Annotated in this window: 29 protein-coding genes and 1 tRNA gene; 12 read left to right on the top strand and 18 right to left on the bottom strand. The window is 32.5% G+C overall.

Features of this window, described 5'->3' with window-relative positions; translation table 11 throughout:
• Positions 1 to 36: 36 nt before the first annotated feature.
• Positions 37 to 660, bottom strand: a complete 624-nt coding sequence (locus AW732_RS05025) for a superoxide dismutase (RefSeq protein WP_067959432.1) — start codon at positions 658 to 660, stop codon at positions 37 to 39.
• A 77-nt stretch (positions 661 to 737) separates the two neighbouring features.
• Between AW732_RS05025 and AW732_RS05030 the strand changes: the two genes are divergently transcribed.
• Positions 738 to 2,765: a S8 family serine peptidase gene (locus tag AW732_RS05030; protein WP_067959434.1), complete on the top strand. Its 2,028-nt coding sequence runs from the start codon at positions 738 to 740 to the stop codon at positions 2,763 to 2,765.
• Position 2,766: 1 nt separating this feature from the next.
• Here AW732_RS05030 and pckA read toward each other — a convergent pair whose 3' ends face one another.
• Complete coding sequence (gene pckA / locus AW732_RS05035) at positions 2,767 to 4,323, bottom strand: phosphoenolpyruvate carboxykinase (ATP) (RefSeq protein ID WP_172790404.1); 1,557 nt, start codon at positions 4,321 to 4,323, stop codon at positions 2,767 to 2,769.
• Between the two features lie 196 nt (positions 4,324 to 4,519).
• On the opposite strand from pckA, the gene AW732_RS05040 reads away from it, so the two are divergent.
• Together AW732_RS05040 and AW732_RS05045 are read left to right on the top strand one after the other, a co-directional pair.
• The gene (locus tag AW732_RS05040) at positions 4,520 to 4,924 is read left to right on the top strand and encodes a 50S ribosomal protein L32e (protein WP_067959437.1); all 405 of its coding nucleotides are present in this window, start codon (positions 4,520 to 4,522) and stop codon (positions 4,922 to 4,924) included.
• The gene (locus AW732_RS05045) at positions 4,908 to 5,363 is read left to right on the top strand and encodes a 50S ribosomal protein L19e (RefSeq protein ID WP_067959439.1); all 456 of its coding nucleotides are present in this window, start codon (positions 4,908 to 4,910) and stop codon (positions 5,361 to 5,363) included. The genes AW732_RS05040 and AW732_RS05045 overlap by 17 nt, the downstream gene beginning before the upstream one ends.
• Here AW732_RS05045 and AW732_RS05050 read toward each other — a convergent pair.
• Together AW732_RS05050 and AW732_RS05055 are read right to left on the bottom strand one after the other, a co-directional pair.
• A complete protein-coding gene (locus tag AW732_RS05050) occupies positions 5,360 to 5,659 on the bottom strand; it encodes an MGMT family protein (protein WP_067959442.1) in 300 nt (99 codons plus the stop codon). The genes AW732_RS05045 and AW732_RS05050 overlap by 4 nt on opposite strands.
• Positions 5,656 to 6,432, bottom strand: coding sequence for a D-aminoacyl-tRNA deacylase (locus AW732_RS05055; protein ID WP_067959446.1), 777 nt, complete (start codon positions 6,430 to 6,432; stop codon positions 5,656 to 5,658). The genes AW732_RS05050 and AW732_RS05055 overlap by 4 nt, the downstream gene beginning before the upstream one ends.
• Before the next feature lie 39 nt (positions 6,433 to 6,471).
• On the opposite strand from AW732_RS05055, the gene AW732_RS05060 reads away from it, so the two are divergent.
• Genes AW732_RS05060 through AW732_RS05070 form a run of 3 tightly spaced genes read left to right on the top strand, consistent with a single transcriptional unit; the run spans position 6,472 to position 7,621 of the window.
• Entirely contained in the window at positions 6,472 to 6,645 is a 174-nt protein-coding gene (locus AW732_RS05060) for a protein translocase SEC61 complex subunit gamma (RefSeq protein ID WP_067959449.1), read from the top strand.
• A 2-nt stretch (positions 6,646 to 6,647) separates the two neighbouring features.
• Positions 6,648 to 7,106 carry a transcription elongation factor Spt5 gene (locus tag AW732_RS05065; protein WP_067959452.1) on the top strand — a complete coding sequence of 153 codons (459 nt, stop codon included), beginning with the start codon at positions 6,648 to 6,650 and terminating at the stop codon, positions 7,104 to 7,106.
• Positions 7,107 to 7,141: 35 nt separating this feature from the next.
• A complete protein-coding gene (locus AW732_RS05070) occupies positions 7,142 to 7,621 on the top strand; it encodes a 50S ribosomal protein L11 (RefSeq protein WP_067959455.1) in 480 nt (159 codons plus the stop codon).
• Here AW732_RS05070 and AW732_RS05075 read toward each other — a convergent pair whose 3' ends face one another.
• Positions 7,622 to 8,053, bottom strand: a complete 432-nt coding sequence (locus AW732_RS05075; RefSeq protein ID WP_172790401.1) for an Lrp/AsnC family transcriptional regulator — start codon at positions 8,051 to 8,053, stop codon at positions 7,622 to 7,624.
• Positions 8,054 to 8,244: 191 nt separating this feature from the next.
• Here AW732_RS05075 and AW732_RS05080 point away from each other — a divergent pair, with 191 nt between their 5' ends.
• Together AW732_RS05080 and AW732_RS05085 are read left to right on the top strand one after the other, a co-directional pair.
• Positions 8,245 to 8,907 carry a 50S ribosomal protein L1 gene (locus tag AW732_RS05080; protein ID WP_067959460.1) on the top strand — a complete coding sequence of 221 codons (663 nt, stop codon included), beginning with the start codon at positions 8,245 to 8,247 and terminating at the stop codon, positions 8,905 to 8,907.
• Positions 8,900 to 9,766 (top strand): 50S ribosomal protein L10, encoded by an 867-nt coding sequence (locus AW732_RS05085; RefSeq protein ID WP_067959462.1) that lies wholly within the window; start codon positions 8,900 to 8,902, stop codon positions 9,764 to 9,766. Before AW732_RS05080 ends, AW732_RS05085 begins: the two co-directional genes overlap by 8 nt.
• Here AW732_RS05085 and AW732_RS05090 read toward each other — a convergent pair.
• The 3 genes from AW732_RS05090 to AW732_RS05100 all read right to left on the bottom strand — a co-directional run bounded on the left by AW732_RS05090 (position 9,763) and on the right by AW732_RS05100 (position 11,352).
• A complete protein-coding gene (locus AW732_RS05090; protein ID WP_067959465.1) occupies positions 9,763 to 10,401 on the bottom strand; it encodes a trimeric intracellular cation channel family protein in 639 nt (212 codons plus the stop codon). The genes AW732_RS05085 and AW732_RS05090 overlap by 4 nt on opposite strands.
• 78 nt (positions 10,402 to 10,479) lie before the next feature.
• Positions 10,480 to 10,782, bottom strand: a complete 303-nt coding sequence (gene rpl12p / locus AW732_RS05095; protein ID WP_067959468.1) for a 50S ribosomal protein P1 — start codon at positions 10,780 to 10,782, stop codon at positions 10,480 to 10,482.
• A gap of 60 nt (positions 10,783 to 10,842) precedes the next feature.
• On the bottom strand, positions 10,843 to 11,352 hold the full coding sequence (locus AW732_RS05100; protein ID WP_067959470.1) for a hypothetical protein: 510 nt from the start codon (positions 11,350 to 11,352) through the stop codon (positions 10,843 to 10,845).
• 79 nt (positions 11,353 to 11,431) lie between these two features.
• On the opposite strand from AW732_RS05100, the gene alaS reads away from it, so the two are divergent.
• Positions 11,432 to 14,101 carry an alanine--tRNA ligase gene (alaS, locus tag AW732_RS05105; protein WP_067959473.1) on the top strand — a complete coding sequence of 890 codons (2,670 nt, stop codon included), beginning with the start codon at positions 11,432 to 11,434 and terminating at the stop codon, positions 14,099 to 14,101.
• Between the two features lie 7 nt (positions 14,102 to 14,108).
• Positions 14,109 to 16,979 (top strand): leucine--tRNA ligase, encoded by a 2,871-nt coding sequence (leuS, locus tag AW732_RS05110; protein ID WP_067959477.1) that lies wholly within the window; start codon positions 14,109 to 14,111, stop codon positions 16,977 to 16,979.
• 300 nt (positions 16,980 to 17,279) lie between these two features.
• Here the strand turns inward: leuS and AW732_RS05115 are convergent, their stop codons facing one another.
• Positions 17,280 to 17,483, bottom strand: a complete 204-nt coding sequence (locus AW732_RS05115; RefSeq protein WP_067959481.1) for a hypothetical protein — start codon at positions 17,481 to 17,483, stop codon at positions 17,280 to 17,282.
• A 557-nt stretch (positions 17,484 to 18,040) separates the two neighbouring features.
• Between AW732_RS05115 and AW732_RS05120 the strand changes: the two genes are divergently transcribed.
• The gene (locus AW732_RS05120; RefSeq protein WP_067959483.1) at positions 18,041 to 19,054 is read left to right on the top strand and encodes an NAD(P)/FAD-dependent oxidoreductase; all 1,014 of its coding nucleotides are present in this window, start codon (positions 18,041 to 18,043) and stop codon (positions 19,052 to 19,054) included.
• A gap of 2 nt (positions 19,055 to 19,056) precedes the next feature.
• On the opposite strand, the gene AW732_RS05125 is transcribed toward AW732_RS05120, so the two are convergent.
• Both AW732_RS05125 and AW732_RS05130 read right to left on the bottom strand, forming a co-directional pair.
• Positions 19,057 to 19,506 carry a GNAT family N-acetyltransferase gene (locus tag AW732_RS05125; RefSeq protein ID WP_067959486.1) on the bottom strand — a complete coding sequence of 150 codons (450 nt, stop codon included), beginning with the start codon at positions 19,504 to 19,506 and terminating at the stop codon, positions 19,057 to 19,059.
• A gap of 44 nt (positions 19,507 to 19,550) precedes the next feature.
• On the bottom strand, positions 19,551 to 20,255 hold the full coding sequence (locus AW732_RS05130; protein WP_067959490.1) for a YkgJ family cysteine cluster protein: 705 nt from the start codon (positions 20,253 to 20,255) through the stop codon (positions 19,551 to 19,553).
• A 35-nt stretch (positions 20,256 to 20,290) separates the two neighbouring features.
• On the opposite strand from AW732_RS05130, the gene AW732_RS05135 reads away from it, so the two are divergent.
• A complete protein-coding gene (locus AW732_RS05135; protein ID WP_067959493.1) occupies positions 20,291 to 20,611 on the top strand; it encodes a hypothetical protein in 321 nt (106 codons plus the stop codon).
• A gap of 7 nt (positions 20,612 to 20,618) precedes the next feature.
• Here AW732_RS05135 and AW732_RS05140 read toward each other — a convergent pair.
• The 7 genes from AW732_RS05140 to AW732_RS05170 all read right to left on the bottom strand — a co-directional run bounded on the left by AW732_RS05140 (position 20,619) and on the right by AW732_RS05170 (position 24,225).
• Positions 20,619 to 20,706, bottom strand: a tRNA-Gln gene (locus AW732_RS05140).
• 64 nt (positions 20,707 to 20,770) lie between these two features.
• A complete protein-coding gene (locus AW732_RS05145) occupies positions 20,771 to 21,370 on the bottom strand; it encodes a 30S ribosomal protein S7 (RefSeq protein ID WP_067959496.1) in 600 nt (199 codons plus the stop codon).
• 4 nt (positions 21,371 to 21,374) lie between these two features.
• The gene (locus AW732_RS05150; protein WP_067959499.1) at positions 21,375 to 21,812 is read right to left on the bottom strand and encodes a 30S ribosomal protein S12; all 438 of its coding nucleotides are present in this window, start codon (positions 21,810 to 21,812) and stop codon (positions 21,375 to 21,377) included.
• 2 nt (positions 21,813 to 21,814) lie between these two features.
• Positions 21,815 to 22,279 carry a NusA-like transcription termination signal-binding factor gene (locus tag AW732_RS05155; protein ID WP_067959502.1) on the bottom strand — a complete coding sequence of 155 codons (465 nt, stop codon included), beginning with the start codon at positions 22,277 to 22,279 and terminating at the stop codon, positions 21,815 to 21,817.
• A 64-nt stretch (positions 22,280 to 22,343) separates the two neighbouring features.
• Entirely contained in the window at positions 22,344 to 22,667 is a 324-nt protein-coding gene (locus AW732_RS05160) for a ribosomal L7Ae/L30e/S12e/Gadd45 family protein (protein WP_067959506.1), read from the bottom strand.
• Positions 22,668 to 22,771: 104 nt separating this feature from the next.
• Positions 22,772 to 23,950, bottom strand: coding sequence for a hypothetical protein (locus tag AW732_RS05165; protein ID WP_067959509.1), 1,179 nt, complete (start codon positions 23,948 to 23,950; stop codon positions 22,772 to 22,774).
• Between the two features lie 44 nt (positions 23,951 to 23,994).
• On the bottom strand, positions 23,995 to 24,225 hold the full coding sequence (locus AW732_RS05170) for an LSM domain-containing protein (protein WP_067959512.1): 231 nt from the start codon (positions 24,223 to 24,225) through the stop codon (positions 23,995 to 23,997).
• Positions 24,226 to 24,229: the final 4 nt, after the last annotated feature.

Raw genomic sequence — 24,229 nt, forward strand, 5'->3', positions numbered from 1 at the left:
GAAATTAAAAAATAAATAAAAAATAAAGAACTAGCTTTATTGTATTGCTTTAGAGAATCTATCTTCTACTTCATCCCAGTTTACTACATTCCACCATGCTTCGATGTATACTGGTCTTTTGTTTTGATAGTTTAGATAGTATGCATGTTCCCAAACATCACATCCCAATAATGGAACTAATCCTTCTGTTCTTGGACTAGTTTGATTTGGCATTGATTTGTATTCAACTTTGGATGTTGAAGGATTGTATACTAACCATCCCCAACCACTGCCTTGAATTACTGCAGTAGTAGATGAGAATTTCTCTTTAAAGTCAGCAAAACTTCCAAAGGAATCATTAATTGCATCTGCAATTGCCCCTCCAGGTTCACCGCCTCCATTTTGTTTCATGCTATTCCAAAATAACCTGTGATTGTCATAACCACCACCATTGAAATTAATTGCACCTCGTTTGTCTTCAGGAACTGAATTAATATCAGATAAGATATCTAGAATATCTTTTTCTTGAATTTCAGTTGGACATGTTTCAAGTGCTGCATTTAATTTGTCAGTGTATGTTTGATGATGTTTTGTGTGATGAATCTCCATTGTTTTTGCATCAATGTGAGGTTCTAATGCATCATAAGCATATGGCATTTCAGGAAGGATATATTTTCCCATGAATTAAATTAAATTTTTATTCCATTTATTGGTTTAGTAAACAATTCATTTTTACTTGTTAAAAAACTAAAAAAATCATGAAATTATCAATAATTTTTTCCATTACTTTTGTAATTATATCAAGTATTTTCATATCACATGTTTTCCAATCTGAAAATGACATTAGAACATACATAGAAAACAGTGTTCCATATGTGGGAACAGAAATTCTAAGAACTGAAGGACTAGATGGGTATGGAATTAAAGTTGCAGTTATTGATACTGGAGTAGATTTCAATCATCCAGATTTGTTGGGCTGGGGTCCTGATGGCAAGGTAATTGGAGGACATAATTTCATTCAAACAAATCAGTTACCTATGGATAAAAATGGACATGGGACAAAAGTTGCAGGAATAATTGCAGCAGATGGAAACACCTTAGGTGTTGCACCAAAAGCAAAAATCTTAGCTTACAAAGTATCAGAAGATGGGGAAGGAGTATCATCAGAATTAATCTCAGGTGCAATTGAAAGAGCAATTGAAGATGATGCAGATATCATCAACATTAGTTTAGGAGTAAATAGAACAAATTCAAAAATTGATAGTGCTGTAAATTATGCATTAGAAAAAGGAGTTTTTGTTGTTACTGCTGCTGGAAATGATGGTCCAGAATTGAAAACAATTGGAAGTCCAGGAAGGAATTTTGAATCATTAACAGTTGGTGCAACATACAACAACATGACTTCTAGTTTAATTGCCACATTAGAAATAGATGAAAACCAATATACTGCAATTCCAATGGTAGGTGCTCCAAAAACAGATCAACCAATTACAGGAAAAGTGATTTTTGGAGGTTTTGGAAAAATTAGTAATTTAGAAAATTTGGATGTCAAGGATTCAATTTTAATTGTAGAAAGAGGAAGTGATGTTGAAGGAGAATTATTATTTTTTTCAATTAAAGAAAAGAATGCTGCAGATGCAGGAGCAAAAGCACTAATTGTATACAATAGCGAACCAGGAATTTTTTTGGGAGAATTAATTCATGAGTTTTCAGGTCCAGAATACAGTCCACAAATTCCAGTAGTTTCAGTGGACAGAGAAGAAGGATTAGAAATTATTGAAAAATTAGAAAATGAAAGTAATGGAATAATACATTTATTTTACAATCCAGATTTTATTGCACATTTTAGTTCAAGAGGACCAGTTTCGCCATTTTACATGAAACCAGATATGGTTGCACCAGGAGCATATATCAATACAACGCAGATTGGTGCTAGTTACAACTTTACCAGTGGAACTAGTTTTGCAGCACCTCACGTAAGTGGTGCAGCTGCATTATTACTACAAAATAACCCAGAATTAGAAAATCATGAATTAAAATCATTATTGGTAACTACAGTTAAGCCTGTGTCTAATGTTTATGGAAAAGAATTTTCAATTCATGAATCAGGTTCAGGAAGATTAGACATAGAAAGTGCACATAATGCAAAATTGATTATTAACCCAACAAATTTTGTAATTAACTTTTCATCAGATGAAAAATCAATTCTAAAAGAATTGCAAATAAAATCATTGGAAAAAGAAATGAGGGAAATTGAGGTAAAATTTGAAGGACCAGAATCAATCAAATTTGAGTATAAAATCAAAGACAATAATTTACAAACAGAGTTTACAATATCTGGAAAAGAATTTGGAGAGTATGAAGGAAAAATTTTCATCAATCATGAAGAAATAAAATATACAATTCCAATAATCATTCATTATACAGAAGGCTCAATTTCCACACATCAAGATGACGAAAAATTATTTTTTGAAATAAATCATCCAGATAAATGGAGTTTTACAAAAATAACAATTACAAATAGTAAGAATGGAAATACTGAAACACTTACTGCAACACCAGAAAAAAAACCATCAATGAAAGTCTATGAAAATGGAGAATATTGGATAGAAGCAAAAATTATGTCAAATGGAAATACAACAGATGCATTTGATGTAATTAAAATCAATTCAGTTTCAGAAAAAACAGAAGTACTAAAATTAAGAAACATACCAGAAAAACAAATCATGTTAATTATTTCAATTATTGTTATTGTTGGAATTATAGGATTATTGATTAGAAAATAACTTATGCAGTATATTTTGGTCCAGCTGCAATAATATCATCTGAAACGTTTTCAAATTTCTTAAAGTTTTCAACAAACATTTGAGCCAATTTTTTTGCTGAAAGATCATAGGAATCTTTGTCAACCCAAGTATGTTTTGGATCCAATATTTCAGATGGAACACCTTCAACTTCTGTTGGAATATCAAGATTAAGTAAATCATCATGACGATATTTTACAATATCAAGTGCACCAGAAATTGCTGCAGTAACCATTGCACGACTATACTTAATCTTAATTCTTTTTCCAACACCGTATGGTCCACCAGACCATCCAGTATTAACAAGATAAACAACAGTATTATGTTGATTAATTTTCTCACCTAGAAGCTTTGCATAAACGGATGCAGGTCTAGGCATGAATGGAGCACCAAAACATTGTGAAAAGACAGATTTTGGTTCTTTGATTCCTCTTTCAGTGCCTGCTAATTTACTAGTGTAACCAGACATGAAATGATACATTGCTCCTTCTTTTGTTAATCGAGAAACAGGAGGTAAAACGCCTAAAGCATCAGCAGTCAAAAATACAATAACACGGGGATTTCCTCCAACACTAGGAATTACTGCACCAGGAATGAAATCTAAAGGATAACCAACACGAGTATTTTCAGTTAAAGAGTTATCATCATAATCAGGTACATTATCATTTAAAACAACATTTTCTAAAAGTGCACCAGGCTTAATTGCATTCCAAATTTCTGGTTCTGCTTCTTGACTAAGATTAATACACTTTGCATAACAGCCTCCTTCAAAATTAAAAGTTCCATTATCAGACCAACCATGTTCATCATCACCAATCAATTTTCGATTTGGATCAGCAGAAAGAGTTGTTTTTCCGGTTCCAGACAAACCAAAGAATAATGCAGTATCACCATTTTCGCCAATATTTGCTGAACAATGCATTGGGAAGATGTTTCGGTCTGGCAATAAGAAATTCATTACACCAAACATGGATTTTTTCATTTCACCTGCATATTCAGTTCCACCAATCAAAACAATTTTTCTTGTCAAGTCAATTAAAATAAAAACATCAGTACGTGTTCCATCAATTTCAGGATCAGCTAAAAAGTCATTAATACATAAAATTGTGAATTCAGGTTTATGTTGTTCTAGTTCTTCATCTGTTGGTCTAATAAACAAATTACTAGAAAACATATTTTGCCAAACATGATCATTTATTACTCTAATTGGTAAACGAGTTTCAGGATCAGCACCAACAAAACCATCAAATACAAAAAGTTCTTTGTTATCAACAAATTTTTTCATTTTTTCAAAAAGTTTTTCAAATTTACCACTTGGGAATTGATGATTTATTTTTCCCCAATCGATTGTATCATGTGTTTTATCATCATATACAATGAATCTATCATCAGGGGATCTACCAGTATATTTTCCAGTGTTTACTGATAGAGACCCAGTTGAATTAACAACACCTTCTTTTCTATCTACAGAAATTGCCACCATTTCATCAGTAGGTAAATTTCTATGAACTTTAGATGGATTTATGCCAAAATCATTCAATTGTGACAAAAAGTTCTCAGTTGCATTTCTTCCAAGTAATTCTGTCAATAGTTAAATCTCCAAATTGTGTGTTTTTGAGCATAATCGAGGGCCATATAATATTTAGATCCGCCTAGATTTTCCTTATTATCTCTTTACCATGAGTATTTTTTGAGGTCGAGGAACGTATTTATTCCAAAATCCAAGACTTAGTTCCATGCCAATCAATAAAGAAAAGATCGAGAAAAGACAGGAAGTAAAACAAAACAAACCTGATTTTGTCAGACCAGAAAGTTGGCGATATGTTAGACTTCAAACTAATTGGAGAAAACCAAAAGGAATAGATCACCACCAAAGAAAGCAAAAAAGTAGAGGACGTCCAGGTTTAGTTAAAGTTGGATATGGTGGACCTAAAGATGCAAGAGGATTACATCCTTCAGGATTTACAGATAATCTAGTTTACAATATTTCAGATTTAGAAAAATTAGACCCAAAGAAAGATGGAGTTAGATTAGGACATGGTGTTGGTACTAAAAAGAGAAAAGAAATTGTTGTTAAAGCAGTAGAAAACAAATTTAAAATATTTAATGCAAGAGTGAGTGTAATTGCCAATAAATCTTAAAGATAAAAAACGACTTGCATCCAGAGTTACTGGAGTAGGAATTCACAGAATTAGATTTGATACTGATCACTTAGATGATATTGCTGATGCAATTACTAGACAAAATATTAGAAGTTTAATCACTGCAAATACAATTCAAATCAAACCATTTACTGGAACATCAAGAGGTAGAGCACAAACCAAATTAAATCAAAGAAACAAAAGAGGAACAACTCAAGGTTCCAAACAAGGTAGAAAAGGTGCAAGAGTTGGTAAAAAAGAAGTTTATGTTGCAAAAGTTCGTTCACTTAGAAGATTATTAAAAATAGCAAAAGATAGAAAGGATTTAACAAATCCAGAATTTTGGACATTATACAAAAAAGTAGGTGGAAATACTGTCAGAAACAAGGCTCACCTGAGAACTCTGATGGAAGAAATTAAAACCAAAAGAAAAGATTAGAATCTAAATAATTTTTTATCAAAACTTGTAATTTTGCCATTTTTGATTTCTATTCCTTCATCACTTAGCATTTTAGTTTTGATATGTTCACCATAAGCATAACCACCAATTTTTCCAGTTGACATTACAACGCGATGACATGGAACAATTACTGGATAAGGATTGTTATTCATAATTTTTCCAATTACTCTTTGACCGTTTTTTAATCCAACAGCCTTTGCTAATTCACCATAAGTAGTAATTTGACCTTTAGGAACATCAAGTAATTTTTTGTAAACTCTTTTTTCAAGATTCATAATTTTATTATCTCAAGTGAAGTAGATTTGAGAAGTTCAAGAATTTTTTGTTTGTTTGTTCCTAGTCCACGCCAATCTAAAAGAGCAAATTTTGCAATTTTATTTTGTGATATGATATGGGAAAATAATTCTTCATCTAATTCATCTAAGGCATGTTTTGGAATTACTGTTCCAAGAGCAAATTTTCCTTCTAATAATTCATGAGTGAATTTTGTAGAGTAATGAGTCCCACCAAAACAAATTGCTACAGGATTTTCAGTTATCTTATTAGTAAAAACTTGATGAACCAATTTTGCAACAGATTCACATAAAGATACATCATTCCATTGTTTTTGGGTAGTACCAATTTCAATAAAGATAGTTGGTTTAGTTAATCCAGTTGGTCCATGATGAGTTGCTTCAATTGTAATTTGAAACTCTGAAAAATTAGATTGGTGTTTTTGTAATGTTTGAAGATAACGTTTCTGAAGATCTGGATGAGGAATAGCAACTTGTCTGTCATTCCCACCAAATTTTGCATCAGAGAAATTTCCAGTACTATGACAAGTCAATGCCAAAACTCCAGATTCTGCAGCATGTTTTGACAAAAATACAAAGCCATCATAATCATATTTTTCTTCTAGCCAGTCAGCAGAAATTGTAGGAGTAGAAATGATGATCAAATCATAAAAATCACCTCGAAAAACATCCCCATCCAAAGTCATGTTTTTTAAAAGAAAATTTGCCATATTGTAACCTGCAGGGTCATCTCGATATGCAATGAGTAGTTCCATGAGATAAGGATTATAAGTACACCATATTAATTTCCACCAATGAACCCGAAACAGACTTTGAAAAATATGTCTAATACTATGAAGATGGCAAAAAAGCCAGACAAAGACGAATATCAACAACATCTCAGATTAGTATTAACAGGAATTCTCGGAGTAGGTGCAATTGGATTTACAATTCAATTTGTGTTTTCGGTACTAACGTTTGGTCGATAAAATTGTCTGAAGAAATTAAATCACATTTATTTGCAATTAGAACCACAGGAGGTCAAGAAAAAGTGGTAATGAGATTATTAGAAGCTAAAGCAAATGCCAATCAAATTAACATTCAATCAGTTTTACTAGTTGACAATCTTAAAGGATATGTAGTAATAGAAGCAATCAATCCAAGTGATGCATATATGGCAGTAGAGGGAGTTAGACATATTCGTGGTCAATTAAGAGGAGAATTAGAATTCAAAGATATCGAAGGTTACCTTGTCAAGAAATCAACGGTTTCAACATTAGCAGTAGATAACGTTATTGAAATTACCGGCGGACCATTCAAAGGAATGAAAGCAACAATTACTAGAATAGATGCAGATAAAGAAGAAGCAACAGTTGTGTTACTTGATGCATCTTATCAATTACCAGTAACTGTAGATGCAAATTATCTTAAACTCTCGAGTGGAGCTTAGGAAGGATTAAATTTTCGGGATTAAGCTGATTTAACATGGGAGAACAAAAAGTATCATCACTTGTAACTGGAGGAGGAGCATCAGCAGGTCCACCATTAGGTCCAGCATTAGGCCCTCTAGGAGTTAACATCATGGAAGTTATCTCAGCAATTAATGAAAAAACTAAAGATTTCGAGGGAATGAAAGTTCCTGTAACTGTTGTAGTAGATACAGATACAAAAAAATATGAAATTGAAATTGGCATTCCTTCTGCTGCTGCATTAATCATGAAAGAAGCAGGAATTCAAAAAGGCTCAGGTACTTCAGGTACAGAATGGGTAGGGGATGTTACAATGGATTCAATTGTCAAAGTAGCAAATACAAAACTCGAAAAATCTTATGCATCATCGTTAAAATCAGTTGCAAAAACCATCATTGGTACATGTGTAGCTTTAGGAGTTAAAGTAGAAGGAAAGACTCCAAAAGAGATTACTGCAGAAATCAATGAAGGTAAATGGGATCAAAAATTCCAATAATTATTCAATAAGATAAACAGGATCTTTATCGGTTTTTTGTAATTCTACAAAGGTTTCAGTATTTTGAACACCTTCTATTTTTCCAATTTTTTCAATTACTACAGAGTGTAAGGTTTCAAGATTTTTGGCATATATCTCAATCATTATATCAAATCTACCTGTTACTTCAGAAATAGAAACAATTTCAACAATTTCCATAAATTTATCATGAATCTTTTCTTTTAATTTTGGATCACGATTAATTCCTACTGAAGCTTTAACTCCAAATCCCAACAAAGATTGATCAATATCAACAGTGAATTTTTTGATGAGTTTCTTTTTCATTAACCGTTTAATCCTACTATACAAAACAGATGCATTGATTCCAAGTTTTTTTGATAAAATTGGAACAGAAATAGATCCATCTTTAGTTAGTTCATAGAGTAATTTCATGTCAAGGTCATCAAATCGATGCAATATGATGAAAAGATTGGTTCTCATTTAATATATCTATAATTTTTGTCAAAAATTGCTTTTAAATTGCAATTATTTCATGTAAAAAAAGGAAATTTTTTAAAATAAATGAGAGTCAGGAGGGTTAATCTCTAAACGATTTTAAGTAGGTTTTCTGGAATTTGTTCGTAATGATTACAGAAGCACAATTGGCAGAAGTAGTAACAAAAGCAAAAGAGGAGACTAAAAAAATGAAATTTAAGCAATCAGTAGAGCTGATTATCAATTTCAAAGATATTGATGTTAAGAAAGGATTTGCAATTAATGAAGTAGTTCAACTTCCAAAAACCAATTCTCCTGCTACAGTTTGTGTAATTGCTACTGGTGACATGAGTCAAAAAGCAAAAGCAGCAAATGCAGATTCAGTAATCGGAAATGAAGAATTAGCAAAATTTGAAGCTAACAAAAGAGAATCTAGAAAATTCATTAACAAATATGATTTCTTTTTGGCAGATACAAAAATTATGCCAACAGTTGGTAAAGCACTTGGTCAACTTTTAGGTCCAAGAGGAAAAATGCCAACACCAGTTCCATTTAACGCACCTATCGATGCATTTCTAGCAAGATTTAGAACATCAGTCAAAGTTAGAACAAGAGCATCATTATCAATCTCATGTAAAATTGGTGATGAGTCAATGGAAGATGCAGATTTAGCAACTAATGCACATACTGTTCTAAATGCAATTGAGAAAAAATTACCAAACGGTGAAAAAAATATTAAAAAAGTTATGATAAAAACTACAATGGGTAAACCAGTAAAACAAGTACAGGAGATAAAGAAGAAGTATGCATGAAAATAGAACTACATATCCAAAAAGAAAAACGGAAATGTATCAACAATTAGTAGAGTTACCAAAAAAATACAAAACCATTTCAATTATTCAAATGAACAAAGTTCGTTCAACGCAAATTTTACCATTAAGAAAAACTTTGAAAGGTGAAGTAGAATTTGTTTGTGTAAAAGATAAAGTTGCACGAAAAGCACTTGAATCATCAGACATTCCAGGAATGAAAGAAATTTCTACAGAACTAAAAGGTCAGATTATGTTCATATTTACAAACATGTCACCATTCAAACTCAATGTGTTACTAGGTAAAAACAAAGTCATGATGGGTGCACGTAGTGGAGATATTGCAAGTATCGATATTGTTGTTCCAGAGAAGAATACAGGAATTGCACCAGGACCAATGCTCACAGAATTCAAAGAGGCAGGAATTCCAACAAAGATTGATCAAGGAACAATTTGGATTGCAAAAGAAACAACACCAGCAAAGAAAGGCGATGCAATTAATGAAAAATTAGCAGCAATTTTAGGTAAATTAGATATCAAACCAGTAGAAGCAGGAATTTCACTCTATTCAGCAGTTGAAGGGGGTCTAAAATACACTGAAGAAGAAATGATAGTTGATGTTGAGAAAACTAGAGACTTGTTTGCACAATTCCATCAAGAAGCAGTTTCACTATCAATTGAAGCAGGCTATATTACTGCAGATAATGTAACACAAATTCTTACAAAAGCAGCACAATCTGCACGCTCAGTATCTATTGAATCTGGTTTCATGACAGATGAAACAAAAGAACAAATCTTACAAAAAGCAGATGCACAAGCTAAAGGCTTAGCAGGTCAAGCAAAAGACTACACACCAGCCTAAGAATCAGTATTTTTTACTTTAGGTAAATTCCAATTATACTTTATTGCAATTAGTCTCAATGCAGTAGTTAGAACAATTCCAAGAATTGTTGCAACATAGATTTCTTCTGTAAAATACAAAAGTACTGAAAAAATTACAATCCCAATGAAACTAGCAGATAGATAGAATTCTTTTACAAATACTATAGGGAATTGATTGACAAATACATCTCGCAATATACCACCACCAACAGCAGTCAAAATACCTGCTAGTAAAATGGCCAAAAAATTCAATCCAAAAATATTGTATGCAAAAGTTGCTCCAATTATTGTAAAAACACCAAGACCGATTGCATCAAATTTCAAAAATAGATTCCAATGTTTTTTTAATTTAGAGTACAAAAAGAAAATTACAATTCCTGAAGCAATAGTAGCTATCACATATGCAGGATCAACAATAGAATTTGGAACCCTGCCCAACACAACATCCCTTATTGTACCACCTGCTACTCCAGTAATAGTTGCAAGTAACAAAATTCCTACAACATCAAATTTTTTCTCAATTGCCTTAAAGGCTCCAGTAATAGCAAAAGATACAGTACCAAATAGATCTAAAACATAGATAAAAAATTCAGTACTAAAAGAGAATTCTGTCAACGAATAGAAAAATGGTAAACAGAGTAATTAAGATTAATTAAAAATAAGTATAAAATTAAGGTGAAAGAATAAAGTTGCTTAGCCGAATAAGGATGAGAGTCCTTCCATGGCTGCTTCTTCGTTTTTAGGTTCTTCTTTCTTTTCTTCTTTTGCTGGTGCATCTGCTGCTGCTGCGTCTGCTGCCGGTGCGGCTGCTGCAACTGCTACAGGTGCGGCTTTAACTGCCTCATTGATGTCAACATCAGCTAAGGCTGCAACTAGTGATTTAACTTGGGCTTCATTAACTTCAGCGCCAGATGCTTTAACAACTGAACTGAGGTTTGCCTCGTTAACTTCTTTATCTAGTTTATGAAGAAGTAAAGCAGCGTAAACATATTCCATTGTAACATGAATCTCTTAGGGCATAATATAAAACTATGGCGAAGTGACGCCTGAAAAAATCTAATTTAAAATTTTCAAACTTCTACAAACAGCGTATAAAGTTCTCTTCAAGTTTGGATCAGTTAAAGTATCCTTCCTATTTCTCAAAACTCTTTTTGCTTCATCTCTTTCACTACCTGGAGGTAAAGACAAAACAGTATTGATGAATTCTGGAATTGATTCACGAATCCAACCATCCAAGACTGCATAAATTTTTGGAGGAAGAATATCACATTTATCAACATCAAGATCTAAAACATCTGCAAAATTTTCAGACTCTACTCTATAGACCAATGCCAAAACAACATTATCAGGAGTTGGATGATTGAGGATTTCTTGAGATCTTTCACCAGTTTTACCTTGTTCAATCTTATTTTTGAGACCAATTGGATTTACAATTACACCATTAACTCCCACTTTTCGGCCATCTACCCCGCTAACTACAGCAAAAATAAAGTCATTATAATCACCATTTTTTTTAACTGAGAAAATATGAGTGCCCTCTTTGAGTTTAGGTTTGCTTCCAAACATGATTAAGATAAAAGATTGATTGTATTTAATGTAATCATTAATCGACAATACTTAATATCGGAAAGAGGCATGCACATCGTTGGATAAAAATCAGATTTTAAAAGAATTCTCCTCAGATCCAGACAAGTACTATAATGTCAAATTATTTCAAGAACAAGGATTTATCAGAAAATCATGTTCCAAATGTGGGAGATTTTTTTGGACTTTAGATGCAGATAGAACACTTTGTCCAGATGATGGTACTGACACATATTCATTCATTGGAGAACCACCAACATCTAAGAGATTTGATTATACACAATCTTGGAAACAAGTTGAAGAATTTTTTGTAAAAAATAATCATACATCAGTTAGCAGATATCCTGTAGTATGTAGATGGCGTGATGATTTGTATTTTACAATTGCATCGATTGTGGATTTTCAGAGAATTATGGGTTCAAAAGTTGTTTTTGAATTTCCTGCAAACCCATTAGTAGTTCCACAAACATGTTTGAGATTCAAAGACTTGGAGAATGTAGGAGTTACTGGAAGACATTTTTCAAGTTTTTGTATGATTGGACAACACAGTGTTCCAAACAATCAAGGATATTGGAAAGATGAATGTGTTGATTTGGATTATAGATTACTAACTGATCAATTTGGAATTAAGAAAGAAGAAGTGGTTTTTGTAGAAGATGTATGGGCCGGTGGGGGTTCTTTTGGTCCATCACTTGAATATTTTGTAAGAGGATTAGAATTAGGAAATGCAGTATTTACGGAATTCCAAGGCGAACTAGGACAACATACAACACTAGATCAAAGAGTAATTGACATGGGAGCAGGACTAGAAAGATTTGCATGGATTACAATGGGCACACCTACAGCCTATGATTGTTGTTTTGGACCAATTAATGAAAAATTGTTTAACAAAATTGGAATAGATTCAGACTCAGAAATTTTACGAAAGTACTTTACAGAAATTGCAAAAGAAATTGATCACTACGATGATCTTAACGAAGTAAGACGTCTTGCAATAAAGAATGCAGGAATTACAGATTCACAATTAACAAAAATGATTACACCAATGGAAGGAATGTATCTAATTGCAGATCATCTACGAACATTGATTTTTGCAATTACAGATGGGGCACTACCAAGTAATGTTGGTGGCGGATATAATCTTAGAATGATGTTACGAAGAATAAATGCAACAGTGGGTAAATTAAATCTCAAACTAGACATTGATGACTTGATTGATACACATATTGATTATCTAAAAGACACCTATCCAGAACTCAACGAGAAAAGAGAAGATGTCAAACAAATTCTCAAAATAGAATCTGCCAGATATGAAGAATCAAAGGTACACATGAAGAAAAAAGCAGAGAAAATTCGTGAAAAAGGCACTCCAACAGTGGAGGAACTCATTACGTTTTACGAATCAGATGGAATTACTCCAGAATATCTAAAAGAAGTTGATGCAATTGCTGAAGTTCCATCATCATTTTACTCAAAATTATCAGATTTACACCAATCAGAAAAGAAAAAAGCAATTACAGAATTACCATTAGAAAAACTTCCAGAGACTGAAACCCTATTTTACAAAGATGACCCAATGGAATTTGAGGCTAAAGTAATCAAAGTATTTGACGACCAAGTGGTATTAGACAAAACATCATTTTATGCCAGAGGAGGAGGTCAAGAACCAGACCATGGAAGTATCGCAGAGTTTGAAGTAGTTGATGTAGATAAACATGCAGACATTATTGTTCATAAATTAAAAGGTGGAATTCCAAACGAAGGAGATACTGTACAGTGTAAAGTAGATGCAACAAGACGTTCTAACATTACAAAGAACCACACAAGTACTCACATCATCAATACATCAGCTAGAAGTGTTTTAGGATCCTGGGTTTGGCAACACTCTGCATTCAAAGATGATGATCACGCAAGATTAGACATTACACATCACTCTTCACTTAATGATCAACAAGTAAAACAAATCGAAGATGCAGCAAATAAAATGATTAAAGACAACTATCCTGTCAAAATTGAATACTTTGATAGAGGAACTGCAGAACAACAGTACGGATTTAGAATTTATCAAGGGGGAGTTGTTCCAGTAAAATCTGTAAGAATTGTGTCAATTGAAGATAAAGACATTGAAGCTTGTGGAGGAACTCATGTAAAAAATACAGGAGATATAGAATTAATCAAAATTACAAAAACAAAGAGAATTCAAGATGGAGTTGTTCGTTTAGAGTTTGTATCAGGACCAAATGCATTTGAATATGTCAAAGAACAAGAAGAAGAATCAAAGAGAAAAGAACAACAAGCAATTGAAAAACAACAATTAGAAAAACAAAGAGAAGAAAACAAAGACAAAGCAAGAGAGAAAATCCCAGTATTCATAGAGAAAATTTTAGCAGGAGAATCATTAGACTCTGAAGAAATCAACAGTAAAGGAAAACTTTGCTTTACAGCTAGTAATAATTATGATGATTATTTCAATCAAAACTTTGGCAAGAAACTAGTTGCTAAAGATGATACTGCAGCATTTTGTGGAATTTTTGAGGCCGGTCCAACTATACGAGTAATGATATTTGCAGGCAAGAAATCAGGCGTAAACGCAGGTGAAATTGCCAAAGAAATAGCCTCAATTTTAGGGGGTTCTGGTGGCGGTGATGCTAAATTTGCTCAAGGCGGAGGTAAAGACACATCTAAAAAAGACGAAGCAATACAAAAAGCAAAATCAATGATTTTAGGATAAATGAAAAATGGAAATTAACTGGAACCAAATTGAAACTAAATGGCGAGCCAAATGGGATGAGTCAAAAGACTTTGAAACAAATCCAAATGACAAACCAAAAAAATTCATTACAGTTGCATATCCATATCCAAATTCACCACAGCATATTGGACATGGAAGAACATACACACTAGCTGATGTACATTCAAGATTTTACCGAATGAGAGGATTCAACGTATTATTCCCAATGGGATTCCATTATACAGGTACTCCAGTTTTAGGAATGGCAAAAAGAATCCAATCACAAGAAAAAGAAATTCTTGATGGATTACGAAACATCTATCATGTTCCAGAAGAAGACATCAAAACATTTGTTGAACCAATAAAGATTGCAGATTATTTCCATGAAGAAATTAAAGCTGGAATGATTGAGATGGGTTACTCTATTGATTGGAGAAGAGAATTTACTACAATTGTTCCAGGATATCAAAAATTTATTGAATGGCAAATTACAACACTAAAAGAAAATGGAAAAATAATTCAAGGATCACATCCAGTTGGATGGTGTCCACGTGATCAAAACCCAGTATCACAACACGATACAATGGGGGATGTTGAACCAAAAATTGATGATAAAAATCATCTTGTAAAATTCAAGTTTGAAGAATATATTTTTCCAGTAACAACACTTCGCCCTGAAACAATTTTTGGAATTACTAATCTTTGGGTTAATCCAAATACCATTTATAAAAAAATTAAAGCTGATGATGAAAAATGGATTGTTTCAGAAGAATGTGCAAAGAAAATTGAATTCTTTGGAAAAGAAATTACAATTGAAGGAGACATTGCAGGAAGTGAAATAATTGGAAAATATGCTACAGCATTACACAACAATCAAGAGATTCCAATTTTAGAAGCAGAATTTGTAGAGCCTGCAATTGGAACAGGTCTAGTCATGTCAGTTCCAGCCCACGCACCAAAGGATTACCAGGCATTAATGGACCTCAAGGCTAAAAATCACGAATTAGCCTCAAAAATTGAGCCTATTCCAATCATTTCTACAGAAGGGTATGGAGAAATTCCAGCAAAAGAGATTTGTGAGAAAATGGGAGTATCAGACCAATCAGACCAAAAATTAGAGGAAGCAACAAACGAATTGTATCTCAAAGAATTCACAGATGGAAAATTAAATGACAAATGTGGAGATTTCCAAAATGAGAAGGTTCAGTTTGGACGAAACAAAGTCAGAGACTGGCTAATGGAAAATAAACATCTAGAAAAATTCCCAGTACTTGAAAATGCTCCAGTCAAATGTCGTTGTGGAACTGAATGTGTTGTTAAAGTTTTGAACAATCAATGGTTTTTGAATTATGGAGATGAAGAATGGAAAGAAACTGCTAGAAATTGTTTTGATGAAATGAATATTTTACCAAATAAGATTACAACAGAATTCAAAGAAGTAATTGATTGGTTACACGAAAGAGCATGTGCAAGACAACAAGGATTGGGAACAAATCTACCTTGGGATAATGATTGGATTGTTGAGAGTTTATCTGATAGTGTAATTTACATGGCATACTATACCATGTCAAGATTTGTAAATGATGGAACACTAAAACCTAAAAATCTTACAAAAGAATTCTTTGATTATATTTTACTAGATAAAGGAGACATGTCGCTAGCTGTTAGTACATCAAAATTATCTGAAGATGTAATTAGTATGGTCAAAAAAGAATTCCAATACTTTTATCCAGTTGACTCTAGACATTCAGGACGAGACCTAGTTCAAAACCACTTGTCATTTTTTGTCTTAAACCATGTTGCAATATTTGAGAAAAAATTATGGCCACAAGAAATTGTTGTAAACGGTTCAGTGATGATGGATGGTGCAAAAATGAGTAAGAGTATGGGAAATATCATTCCACTTCGAACTGCAATCAAAGATCATGGTGCAGATCCAATTAGATTAGCAATTATCTCATCAGCAGAACTACTTCAAGATGCAGATTTCAATATGGATAGTGTTACAGGCATTCAAAGCAAGCTAGAGTCACTGCTAGAGGAGTGCAGCAGCCTCAAAGCATCAGATGTAGGCGATTTGGAGGCTGAAGATAAGTGGATTTTATCAAAAACTCAAGGCATGATTGCCCAAGTTACAGAAGCTGTAGAGAAAATGAGGCTAAGAGAGGGATTGCACGATATTTTATTTTCATTTGAATCGGATTTAGGCTGGTATGCAAAGAGAGTAGAGGCTAAAGGAAGAGACAATGTTTCAGGAATATTACATAAAATTTATTCATCAAGAGTTGCAATGTTGTCTCCATTTGCACCACATGTAGCTGAAGAGATGTGGGAAAAACTAGGATATACCGAACTTGTATCAAAATCAAAATGGCCAGAATTTTCAAAAGAAAGTGTTGATGCAACATCAATTCAATCTGAAGAATTACTAAAATCAACAGTTGATGATATTGCAAATATTTTAAAAGTTACAAAAATTACTCCACAAAAAATTGTAATTTATGTAAACTCTGATGAATTCAAATCTAAAGTTTATAGAAAAATTCTAGGAATTATGGTAGGAGGTCAAAACAATATGGGAGTAGTAATGAAAGAATTGATTGCTGATCCTCAAACTACAGATGCTAAAAAGATGCCAGACTTTATCCAAAAAGTAATCAAAGATTTACATTCAGAATCTGAAGAAATTAAATCAACAAAATTAGAATCTGAAGAATTTGATGAAAAACAATTCTTATCTGCAGAACTATCAAGTATTGGTAAAAAAGAATTTGGAGTAGATATTGAAGTGTTTGGAGCAACTGATGAGAACATCTATGATCCAAAAGGCAAAGCTAGACACGCAAGACCATTCAAACCAGCAATCTTAATTGAATAATTAATAGCGATTTTTACAAGTAGAGCAAACATAAGCATACTTAATTTCTAAATCATAAGGAATGCTTACTTTAGTTAGTTGTAGTATGGTGAATCCTCTGCAAATCTTACAAATCCCTCGCAACAGTACTGATTGTAAAATTTAGAGTTAATCAGATGTGTCAAAATCAGGTTCGATCAAGGTCATGCGTAATTTACCCACGAAATTAACTACTTTTTGGTAAATGTACCATATGATTAAAGAAATAATTGGATTTGTATGGGATTTAATTTCAGGACAATAAAAGAAAATTTAAAAAAATTAATTATCAACATCTAAATCAACATGAACCTGTTGTATACATGAATTGAGTTGTTCCTCATCACCTAACCAGGTTTCACGACAATTTTGAATTTGTTCTTCATATGTATTCCAAAACTCATCGCTTTGAAGTAGAGAATTTTTTCCATCCTTTGCCATTTGATAAACTTCAAGACCTGTAAAGCCCTCATATCTTTGAATCATTTTTTCATGAGATGCTTCAAATCTTTTTAATTCTTCTTTACATGTATCTTGGGAATAACCAGATAGTTCCTCACATTGTTTAATTTTTTGTTGTAATTCATAGTATGATAGTTCCAGATTTCTTAACTCCCTTTCTTTAACAAAATCACCATAATCAGCAGTTGCAATTATTCCAATGAAAATCCCTACAACAACTACAATTGCAATTATACCAATTGTTCACATTATTTTGAGATAATTTCCATAGACATTATCCCTTTTCAAAAATAAAGTAAAAAAAAGAAGTTTTTGGACTTAAGATCATTACCGCTAGGTATACGATGAGAGCCCATGCCACTTAAGACCAGCAAGTGTTCCTTTTCTGGTGACAGTGTTCGTCTTAAGATCCCAAACGATTGTTTGTAGATGACAGACTTGTTCTTGTAACTATCCTAAGCTGATTTTGGTATATAACCAAGACTACACAATCCTACTAGTGCCAAAAATCGATCAAACTAGTGTCACAGAATTGGATTTCAGATAGTCTATTTATTAGAGATAGAAAGTTGCAAAGTATCTTGAAAATAGCAGTAATGGGAATGGGTGTAGCTGGAAGTTATCTAATGGCCAGACTAAAGGACTCTGAACATGATGTTACAGGATATGAATTAAAATCTGAAGAAGCACATGACTCAATTTGTGCATGGGGGACAATCAAACCAGTTTTACGTGAATTTTGTAAAAAGACTGGAAGAAATTTTGATGACTTTTTGATTCATGAAGGAAAAAATATGCATGTCAAAATGAATGACGATGTAAAATTCGATATAGGATTACATGGAATGTGTACATATGACAAATTAGCTTTAATCAAAGATTTCATCAAAGATTCAAAAATAATTTACGGTAACCCACCAAAAAAAGAAGAACTTGAAAAAGAATACGACATGATAGTTGATTGTACTGGATTCCATAGAGTATATTTGCCAAAAATGAAAGAAGATTTCTTTTTACCAACTTATGAATACAAAGTAGAATATGAAAACGGAGTTCCATATGATGACTTTTACATTGAACCTTTCCCAGGAATGTCTGGATACTTTTGGTATTTCCCACTAGGTGAGAAATGGGCACACATTGGAGCAGGAGATTATAATAAAAACCACATTAAAGCAACAGATGCATTTCTTAAAAAACACGGCGGTAAAGTTCTAAAAACTAAAGGACGTCCAATCAGACTTGCAACACCAGATAGATGCAAACCATACTACTCAGGTAAAGTTGTAGGTGTTGGTGAATCAATTGGAACAGTTTATGCTCTACTTGGTGAAGGAATTATTCCATCAATGCAATGTGTAGATATCTTTGTTGAAAATATGCATGACTTTGCAGCATATGAAAAAGCTGTAGAAAAACACTACAAAGTTTATGCCAAAGTTTTCAATTTTGTCAGAGCAAAGATTCACAAAGATTTCAACTTTTTGAAAGCATTGCCTGACTTTTTGGCAATTTTCAGATACATGAAAAAGAACGAAGATAGATTTGGGATGGATATTAGAATTGCAGATTTACTAAAAGTTGCTAAAGCATAATCTTAAAGATTTTTTGTAAAAAACATACTAGAATTTTCAAACCCCAAATGCTCGTAAAATTTGTGAGACTCAACACGTTGATTACCAGATTCCAGTCTTATTCTATGACATTTTTTTTCTTTTCCAAGTTCAATTGATGAATTTAACAATTTTTTCCCAATTCCTTGATTGTGATACTGTTGTGAAATAATCAATTCAGGCACATACAATTCTAATGTTTTTTGGTTTAACCGTGATAAAAATACCAAACTTATCAAGCCAATAATTTCGGAATCATTAATTTCAGCAACTAGAATTTTTTTATCATTATCATCGATGTAATTTTTTAACAGTTTAGTAAAAGATTCAATTTCATTTTCGTTTTGTGGTTTTGGTCTTCCAAGTTCGTATAGTAATTCTAAAAGTAATGGAATGTCATCATAAATAGATTCTCTAATGTTTAAATTTTCCATGGTTATGTTGAGTAATTGTTTCTTTTAACAAGTATGGTTTTTTTCTAAGAAAAACTAACAGAACTAAATCCTTCTCGGTTTGTTCTATTACTTGCCATGTTGTAATCATAGATAGTTGTAGAATATGCTTGTAGTTCTTCTTTCATTTGATCCAAATTGTCTGCAAGATAAAATCCAGGACAATCACCTGTAAATTGATAAGTTGCATGTACACGTGCTTTGCCTCCCTCATTTTCTAGCCAACTAGCAAATGGGTATAGATAACATACTCCCGGTCTGTCAGGATGCATGCTACAGCCTCCCTTATCATCTAAGAATCTACATGAAATGTGAGTTCCATCTTCTTCTGGAGTCTCATCAGTTTTTCTTTTGAGATTAATGGTAGTCATTGTTGTCATTTGACCAGATGGTCCAGGTTCATCATAAGTGACAGTTAGTGTTTCATTTTTGATAAATTCAGCAGTGTTTTTGTATTTCAATCCCTTCCCAATTGTAATTAAATCATCAGAAGTTAATGGCAATCTACCTTGTCTATCACAGCAATTATGGCAATCAGGCCAAAAGCATTTCCATAAAATATATTTTTTTTCTGAATTAAGAAATGGGACATGAAAAACTACATCTTTGACTTTGATAGTATAGTCAGATACATCAGTAATTTGACCAAGTACAAATTTTCTTAAGATAGGATCAAAATCCCAATCCTTTTCTAGTAAATCTAATGATTCTTGAATTTCTTTTTGAGACAAGTATTCAGTTATAACCGCTTTTGCAGATCTTATTAATGTTGAGTGAAAAAGGAAAATATGCAGCAGCTACAGAAAACAGAAGATTTGTTTGGGCTGAAATAATTTGGCCACTAGTTTTAGAAATTAACGACATTACATTTTCATTAAAACAATTTCAAGAAAAACGCGAAAAAGTTTGTAAGGAAAAAAATACAACAATCACAATTGCTTCAAGAGGATTAGTTTCACTTGTTCTCAAAGGAATTTTACTAAAAGAAAATGATACGTATTCAATTCATTACAAATTGATTCCATACATGCGATTAAAAGCAAAATGTGATTATGCAACTGCGATTCACGAAGTAAGAATAAAATAATTACCAGTAGCCCGAGGCAGATTCGAACTGCCGTCTCCGCCTATCCACTCTTGAGATCCAGAGGGCAGAATCCTTGACCGCTAGACTATCGGGCTACTTGATAGAAATTCAAGTAATTTAGAATATAATGATTTGGTGAAAAATTATTTTGTAAAATATCTATCGTGATGCTTGTGCAATACGTTCTAACTCATGTTTTTTCTTAACAGAAGGAGCATTGGTATCGTTAGATGCTGCAAGCATTAATTGTTCAGCCATGTGTTCCTCAATTGGTTTTGGATTTGAGAATGTAGCCTCTTTAATTGCATCAGCAATGAATTTCAAAGCCAAGTCAACTCTTCGAATTGGAGCAACATCAACTGATACGTGATAAACAGTACCACCGTAAACAATTCTAGTTGTGTCCTCGTTTGGAGCAGAGTATTCTACTGCTCTAACTAAAACCTCAACAGGATTTTGTCCAGTTTTTAATTCAATAATTTCAAAAGCAGTTTTTACAGTATTGATTAATTTAGCTTTTTTACCAGTCATTCTACCAGTATTCTTTGCATATTTTTTTCCGAAATGCATTGTCTTGTTGATCAATCTTTCAACAATGTTAACATCGGCTTTGTTAAATCGTTTAAGTGCTGAACGACCATAAGTGTAAGGTAAGATTTGTTTTCTTAATGAAATAGCAGTTTTTAATCCAGGATCTTTTACTTCAATGTCTGATAAATCCCATTTTCTAAATAGTAACAAATTTTTTGTTTCAGCCATTTCTCTATCTCCTTGGTTTCTCCTTCTTTCCAATAACTAATTCATGTAATGATGTACCGTTAACTTTTGAAACTTTGAATCTAACACCAGGAATATCTCCCATTGCACCGCCTTGTGTTGCACCCATTCCTTCAATTGTAACCTCGTCGTGTTCATCAATGAAGTTCATTGCACCGTCTCTTGGCAAGAATGCTGTAACTGATTTACCATTTCTAATTAATTGAACTCTAACACATTTTCTGATAGCAGAGTTTGGTTGTTTTGCGGCAATACCAACTTTCTCTAAAACAATTCCACGTCCTTGTGGTGCACCTCCAAGAGGATCTGCTTTTTTATCAATACCGAGTTTTCTTCTTTTGAAAGTAGAAATTGCCCAACGTTGTTTTTTCTTTTTAGTTGTTAGTACTCTACCTGCAAATAATCCAAGTGGTGATTTTCTCATATCTATAACTCCATGGTTGCCCTTTCAGGACTGTTAATCAATACACTTCCAATATCAAAATATCGTTTAGCTAATAATCTTGCTTTCTCAGCATTTCTTCCTTCTCTACCAACTACAATTCCTTTCTTTCTTGGGTCTACCATAACAATTGCCTGTTTTGTTCCATCAGCTCGTGTATTTATTTTTACTTCAGAAATTAGTTTATTATTCAATAAATTAGATAAGAATTTTGCCGGATCTTCATCAAATTCAACAAGTTCAACATTGCGTTTAACCATATTTTGTAAGGATTTGATATGCATACCACCTTTACCAATGGCTAATCCCATTTTTCCAGTGTTTACTACAAAAATTACTCTATTTTGTTTTTCGTCTTCAATACAATCTCTTGCAACAGCACCAGTGACATTTTGAAATAGCGACATCATTCGCATTTGATCTGTTGAAAGTTTGATTGATTGTGCCATAAGAATTCCTTTTTATCTCCAGACCAAAAATGTCTCATTTAAACTTAGGTTAGTCAAAAAACAACTAGTCATTTTTTTCCTCAGTTTTTGTATCGTTCAAAATTGATTTGATGTTTGCCTCATCAATGGATGTAAATGAAATTGTTGAAATTCTAAATTGTAAGCCGCACAATCTACCTAGTGCAACTGAAGTTCCTTGAAAGTTTACGAGGGGGACTTTTTGTTTTTTTGCATCAGATTCAATTTTCTCAAGCATTTTTTTGTCTACGGATTGAGATAATACAATTAACTTGGAATTATTTACAGAGTTCAAAACTTCTTTACTGCCCATAGTTAATCTATTCTCTTTACGGGCATCCTTCAATGATTTCTCAAGTATTTTACTCATGTAGTTTCCTTATCACGATCGTCTTGAGAGTCCTTTATAGGTTTATTGAAAAATATTTCTAAGTATAAAAAATCAATTAAAAATTATTTTTGAATTTAATTAAATCAATTAATTATTATCGAAGTTATCATAGGAGGACTCAAAGGAATTGAATCATTTAGCGAATTCCACACATAAGTTTCTAAAACATAATTTTCAGATTTTTCAGGAATCCAAGATTGAGAAATATCTAAAAGTTGATTAGGAGATAGTTTTCCCTGAATCCAAGATAAAGAAATTACAGAATTATCAGAATTTTTAATTTGGAAAAAATAAATAAATTCCTGATCATAGTTTAGTTGATTTTCAACTTTTCCTACAACTTGTATTTGTATTTCTGAGATAAGGGAATCCAATGTATTACCAAAACTGTCAGAGAAAGAAATTGGTGAAACATGGATTCGATTAATTGATGATACAGAGTAATCAACAGTAGCAGAAGTTTCAACGGATATTTCATCAGATTTTGAAAATGGTTTTGGTAAAGTATGATCATCGTATTTTGCAAAAATACTATCTCCAGGTACTGCATAAAGTCTATTTCCACTAGAAGTATTTGTTGACAAACTAATGTTTGCTAAAAAATCACCAGAACGTTCAGAAGTTTCTGTTGCAACAACTTGAATTCCACCATTATCAGAATCTGAAAAGACATCAATTGTAATTGTGTCAATTGCTTCAGGATTCAAGTTCATATCTTGATCAATTACACGAATTTCAACTAAATCACTTGTGAGAAAAATATCTTTTGAAAATTGTATTACGCCCATGTTCCATGTTATTGGAATTGATTTAGTTAACACAATACCATCTGCAAATTCAAAGGAGATTGTTATTGAATCATCATTTTCAACTTGTAAAAATCCATTTGTAGGTCCACTGCCAGAAGTTTTAGGATTTGTATCAAAAATTCCATCACCATCTACATCATGTAAAAAACCTGTGAGAATTATTTCACCTGAAAAAATTCCAGAACCAGATGAAGTTTCAGTTAATCGGTATGGTTTTAAAAAATTTTCACCTGATGAAATTTTAATTGGATGTGAAGTACTTTCACCAATCGAATCGATTTGATTTGAATTACTATTCCAACTAGGTGCATTGATAGAAATTATGATTTTATCAGTCCAAGAATATTCAGGCTTATTTGTATAAATTGGTGCAAAAGGTTTTTCATAATCAGGAATAGATTCGGCATAAACAGGAGCTAAAATTAGAAAAAATCCCAGTAAAAATTCGTACACAGATTAAATTGATTAAAATCAGATTTAATGTTTGATGATAAATTTTAGGATTTATCAGTAGGTAAAGAAATTGCCAAAATATTATCTCCACGCAACAAGACTTTTCCAAGACTCAAATGTTTTTCTTCAGAAATGTCTTCAGCATTATCTAATGTCAAATTCATGTGGATGTCAAAGTCAATCAGGTTACCTTGAACAGTTTTATTATTTCTTAAACGAAGTAAAACACTCTTTCCTTGGCAACTAGTCATTAATGTAGAAATTTCATCAGCCATAACT

This window comes from Nitrosopumilus sp. Nsub (genome assembly GCF_001541925.1).
Taxonomy (GTDB): domain Archaea; phylum Thermoproteota; class Nitrososphaeria; order Nitrososphaerales; family Nitrosopumilaceae; genus Nitrosopumilus.

Excerpts from the sequence above, each read along its gene's own strand:
- AW732_RS05115 (WP_067959481.1), bottom strand. The coding sequence starts at position 17,483 with ATGATTCAAAGATATGAGGGCTTTACAGGTCTTGAAGTTTATCAAATG.
- AW732_RS05080 (WP_067959460.1), top strand. The coding sequence starts at position 8,245 with ATGATTACAGAAGCACAATTGGCAGAAGTAGTAACAAAAGCAAAAGAG.
- AW732_RS05145 (WP_067959496.1), bottom strand. The coding sequence starts at position 21,370 with ATGGCTGAAACAAAAAATTTGTTACTATTTAGAAAATGGGATTTATCA.
- AW732_RS05075 (WP_172790401.1), bottom strand. The coding sequence starts at position 8,053 with ATGAAATTACTCTATGAACTAACTAAAGATGGATCTATTTCTGTTCCA.
- AW732_RS05170 (WP_067959512.1), bottom strand. The coding sequence starts at position 24,225 with ATGGCTGATGAAATTTCTACATTAATGACTAGTTGCCAAGGAAAGAGT.
- AW732_RS05030 (WP_067959434.1), top strand. The coding sequence starts at position 738 with ATGAAATTATCAATAATTTTTTCCATTACTTTTGTAATTATATCAAGT.
- AW732_RS05070 (WP_067959455.1), top strand. The coding sequence starts at position 7,142 with ATGGGAGAACAAAAAGTATCATCACTTGTAACTGGAGGAGGAGCATCA.
- AW732_RS05100 (WP_067959470.1), bottom strand. The coding sequence starts at position 11,352 with ATGTTTGGAAGCAAACCTAAACTCAAAGAGGGCACTCATATTTTCTCA.
- rpl12p (WP_067959468.1), bottom strand. The coding sequence starts at position 10,782 with ATGGAATATGTTTACGCTGCTTTACTTCTTCATAAACTAGATAAAGAA.
- AW732_RS05125 (WP_067959486.1), bottom strand. The coding sequence starts at position 19,506 with ATGGAAAATTTAAACATTAGAGAATCTATTTATGATGACATTCCATTA.
- AW732_RS05025 (WP_067959432.1), bottom strand. The coding sequence starts at position 660 with ATGGGAAAATATATCCTTCCTGAAATGCCATATGCTTATGATGCATTA.
- AW732_RS05055 (WP_067959446.1), bottom strand. The coding sequence starts at position 6,432 with ATGGAACTACTCATTGCATATCGAGATGACCCTGCAGGTTACAATATG.
- AW732_RS05040 (WP_067959437.1), top strand. The coding sequence starts at position 4,520 with ATGCCAATCAATAAAGAAAAGATCGAGAAAAGACAGGAAGTAAAACAA.
- leuS (WP_067959477.1), top strand. The coding sequence starts at position 14,109 with ATGGAAATTAACTGGAACCAAATTGAAACTAAATGGCGAGCCAAATGG.
- AW732_RS05085 (WP_067959462.1), top strand. The coding sequence starts at position 8,900 with ATGCATGAAAATAGAACTACATATCCAAAAAGAAAAACGGAAATGTAT.
- AW732_RS05160 (WP_067959506.1), bottom strand. The coding sequence starts at position 22,667 with ATGAGTAAAATACTTGAGAAATCATTGAAGGATGCCCGTAAAGAGAAT.
- AW732_RS05060 (WP_067959449.1), top strand. The coding sequence starts at position 6,472 with ATGAACCCGAAACAGACTTTGAAAAATATGTCTAATACTATGAAGATG.
- AW732_RS05050 (WP_067959442.1), bottom strand. The coding sequence starts at position 5,659 with ATGAATCTTGAAAAAAGAGTTTACAAAAAATTACTTGATGTTCCTAAA.
- AW732_RS05135 (WP_067959493.1), top strand. The coding sequence starts at position 20,291 with ATGTTGAGTGAAAAAGGAAAATATGCAGCAGCTACAGAAAACAGAAGA.
- AW732_RS05150 (WP_067959499.1), bottom strand. The coding sequence starts at position 21,812 with ATGAGAAAATCACCACTTGGATTATTTGCAGGTAGAGTACTAACAACT.
- AW732_RS05155 (WP_067959502.1), bottom strand. The coding sequence starts at position 22,279 with ATGGCACAATCAATCAAACTTTCAACAGATCAAATGCGAATGATGTCG.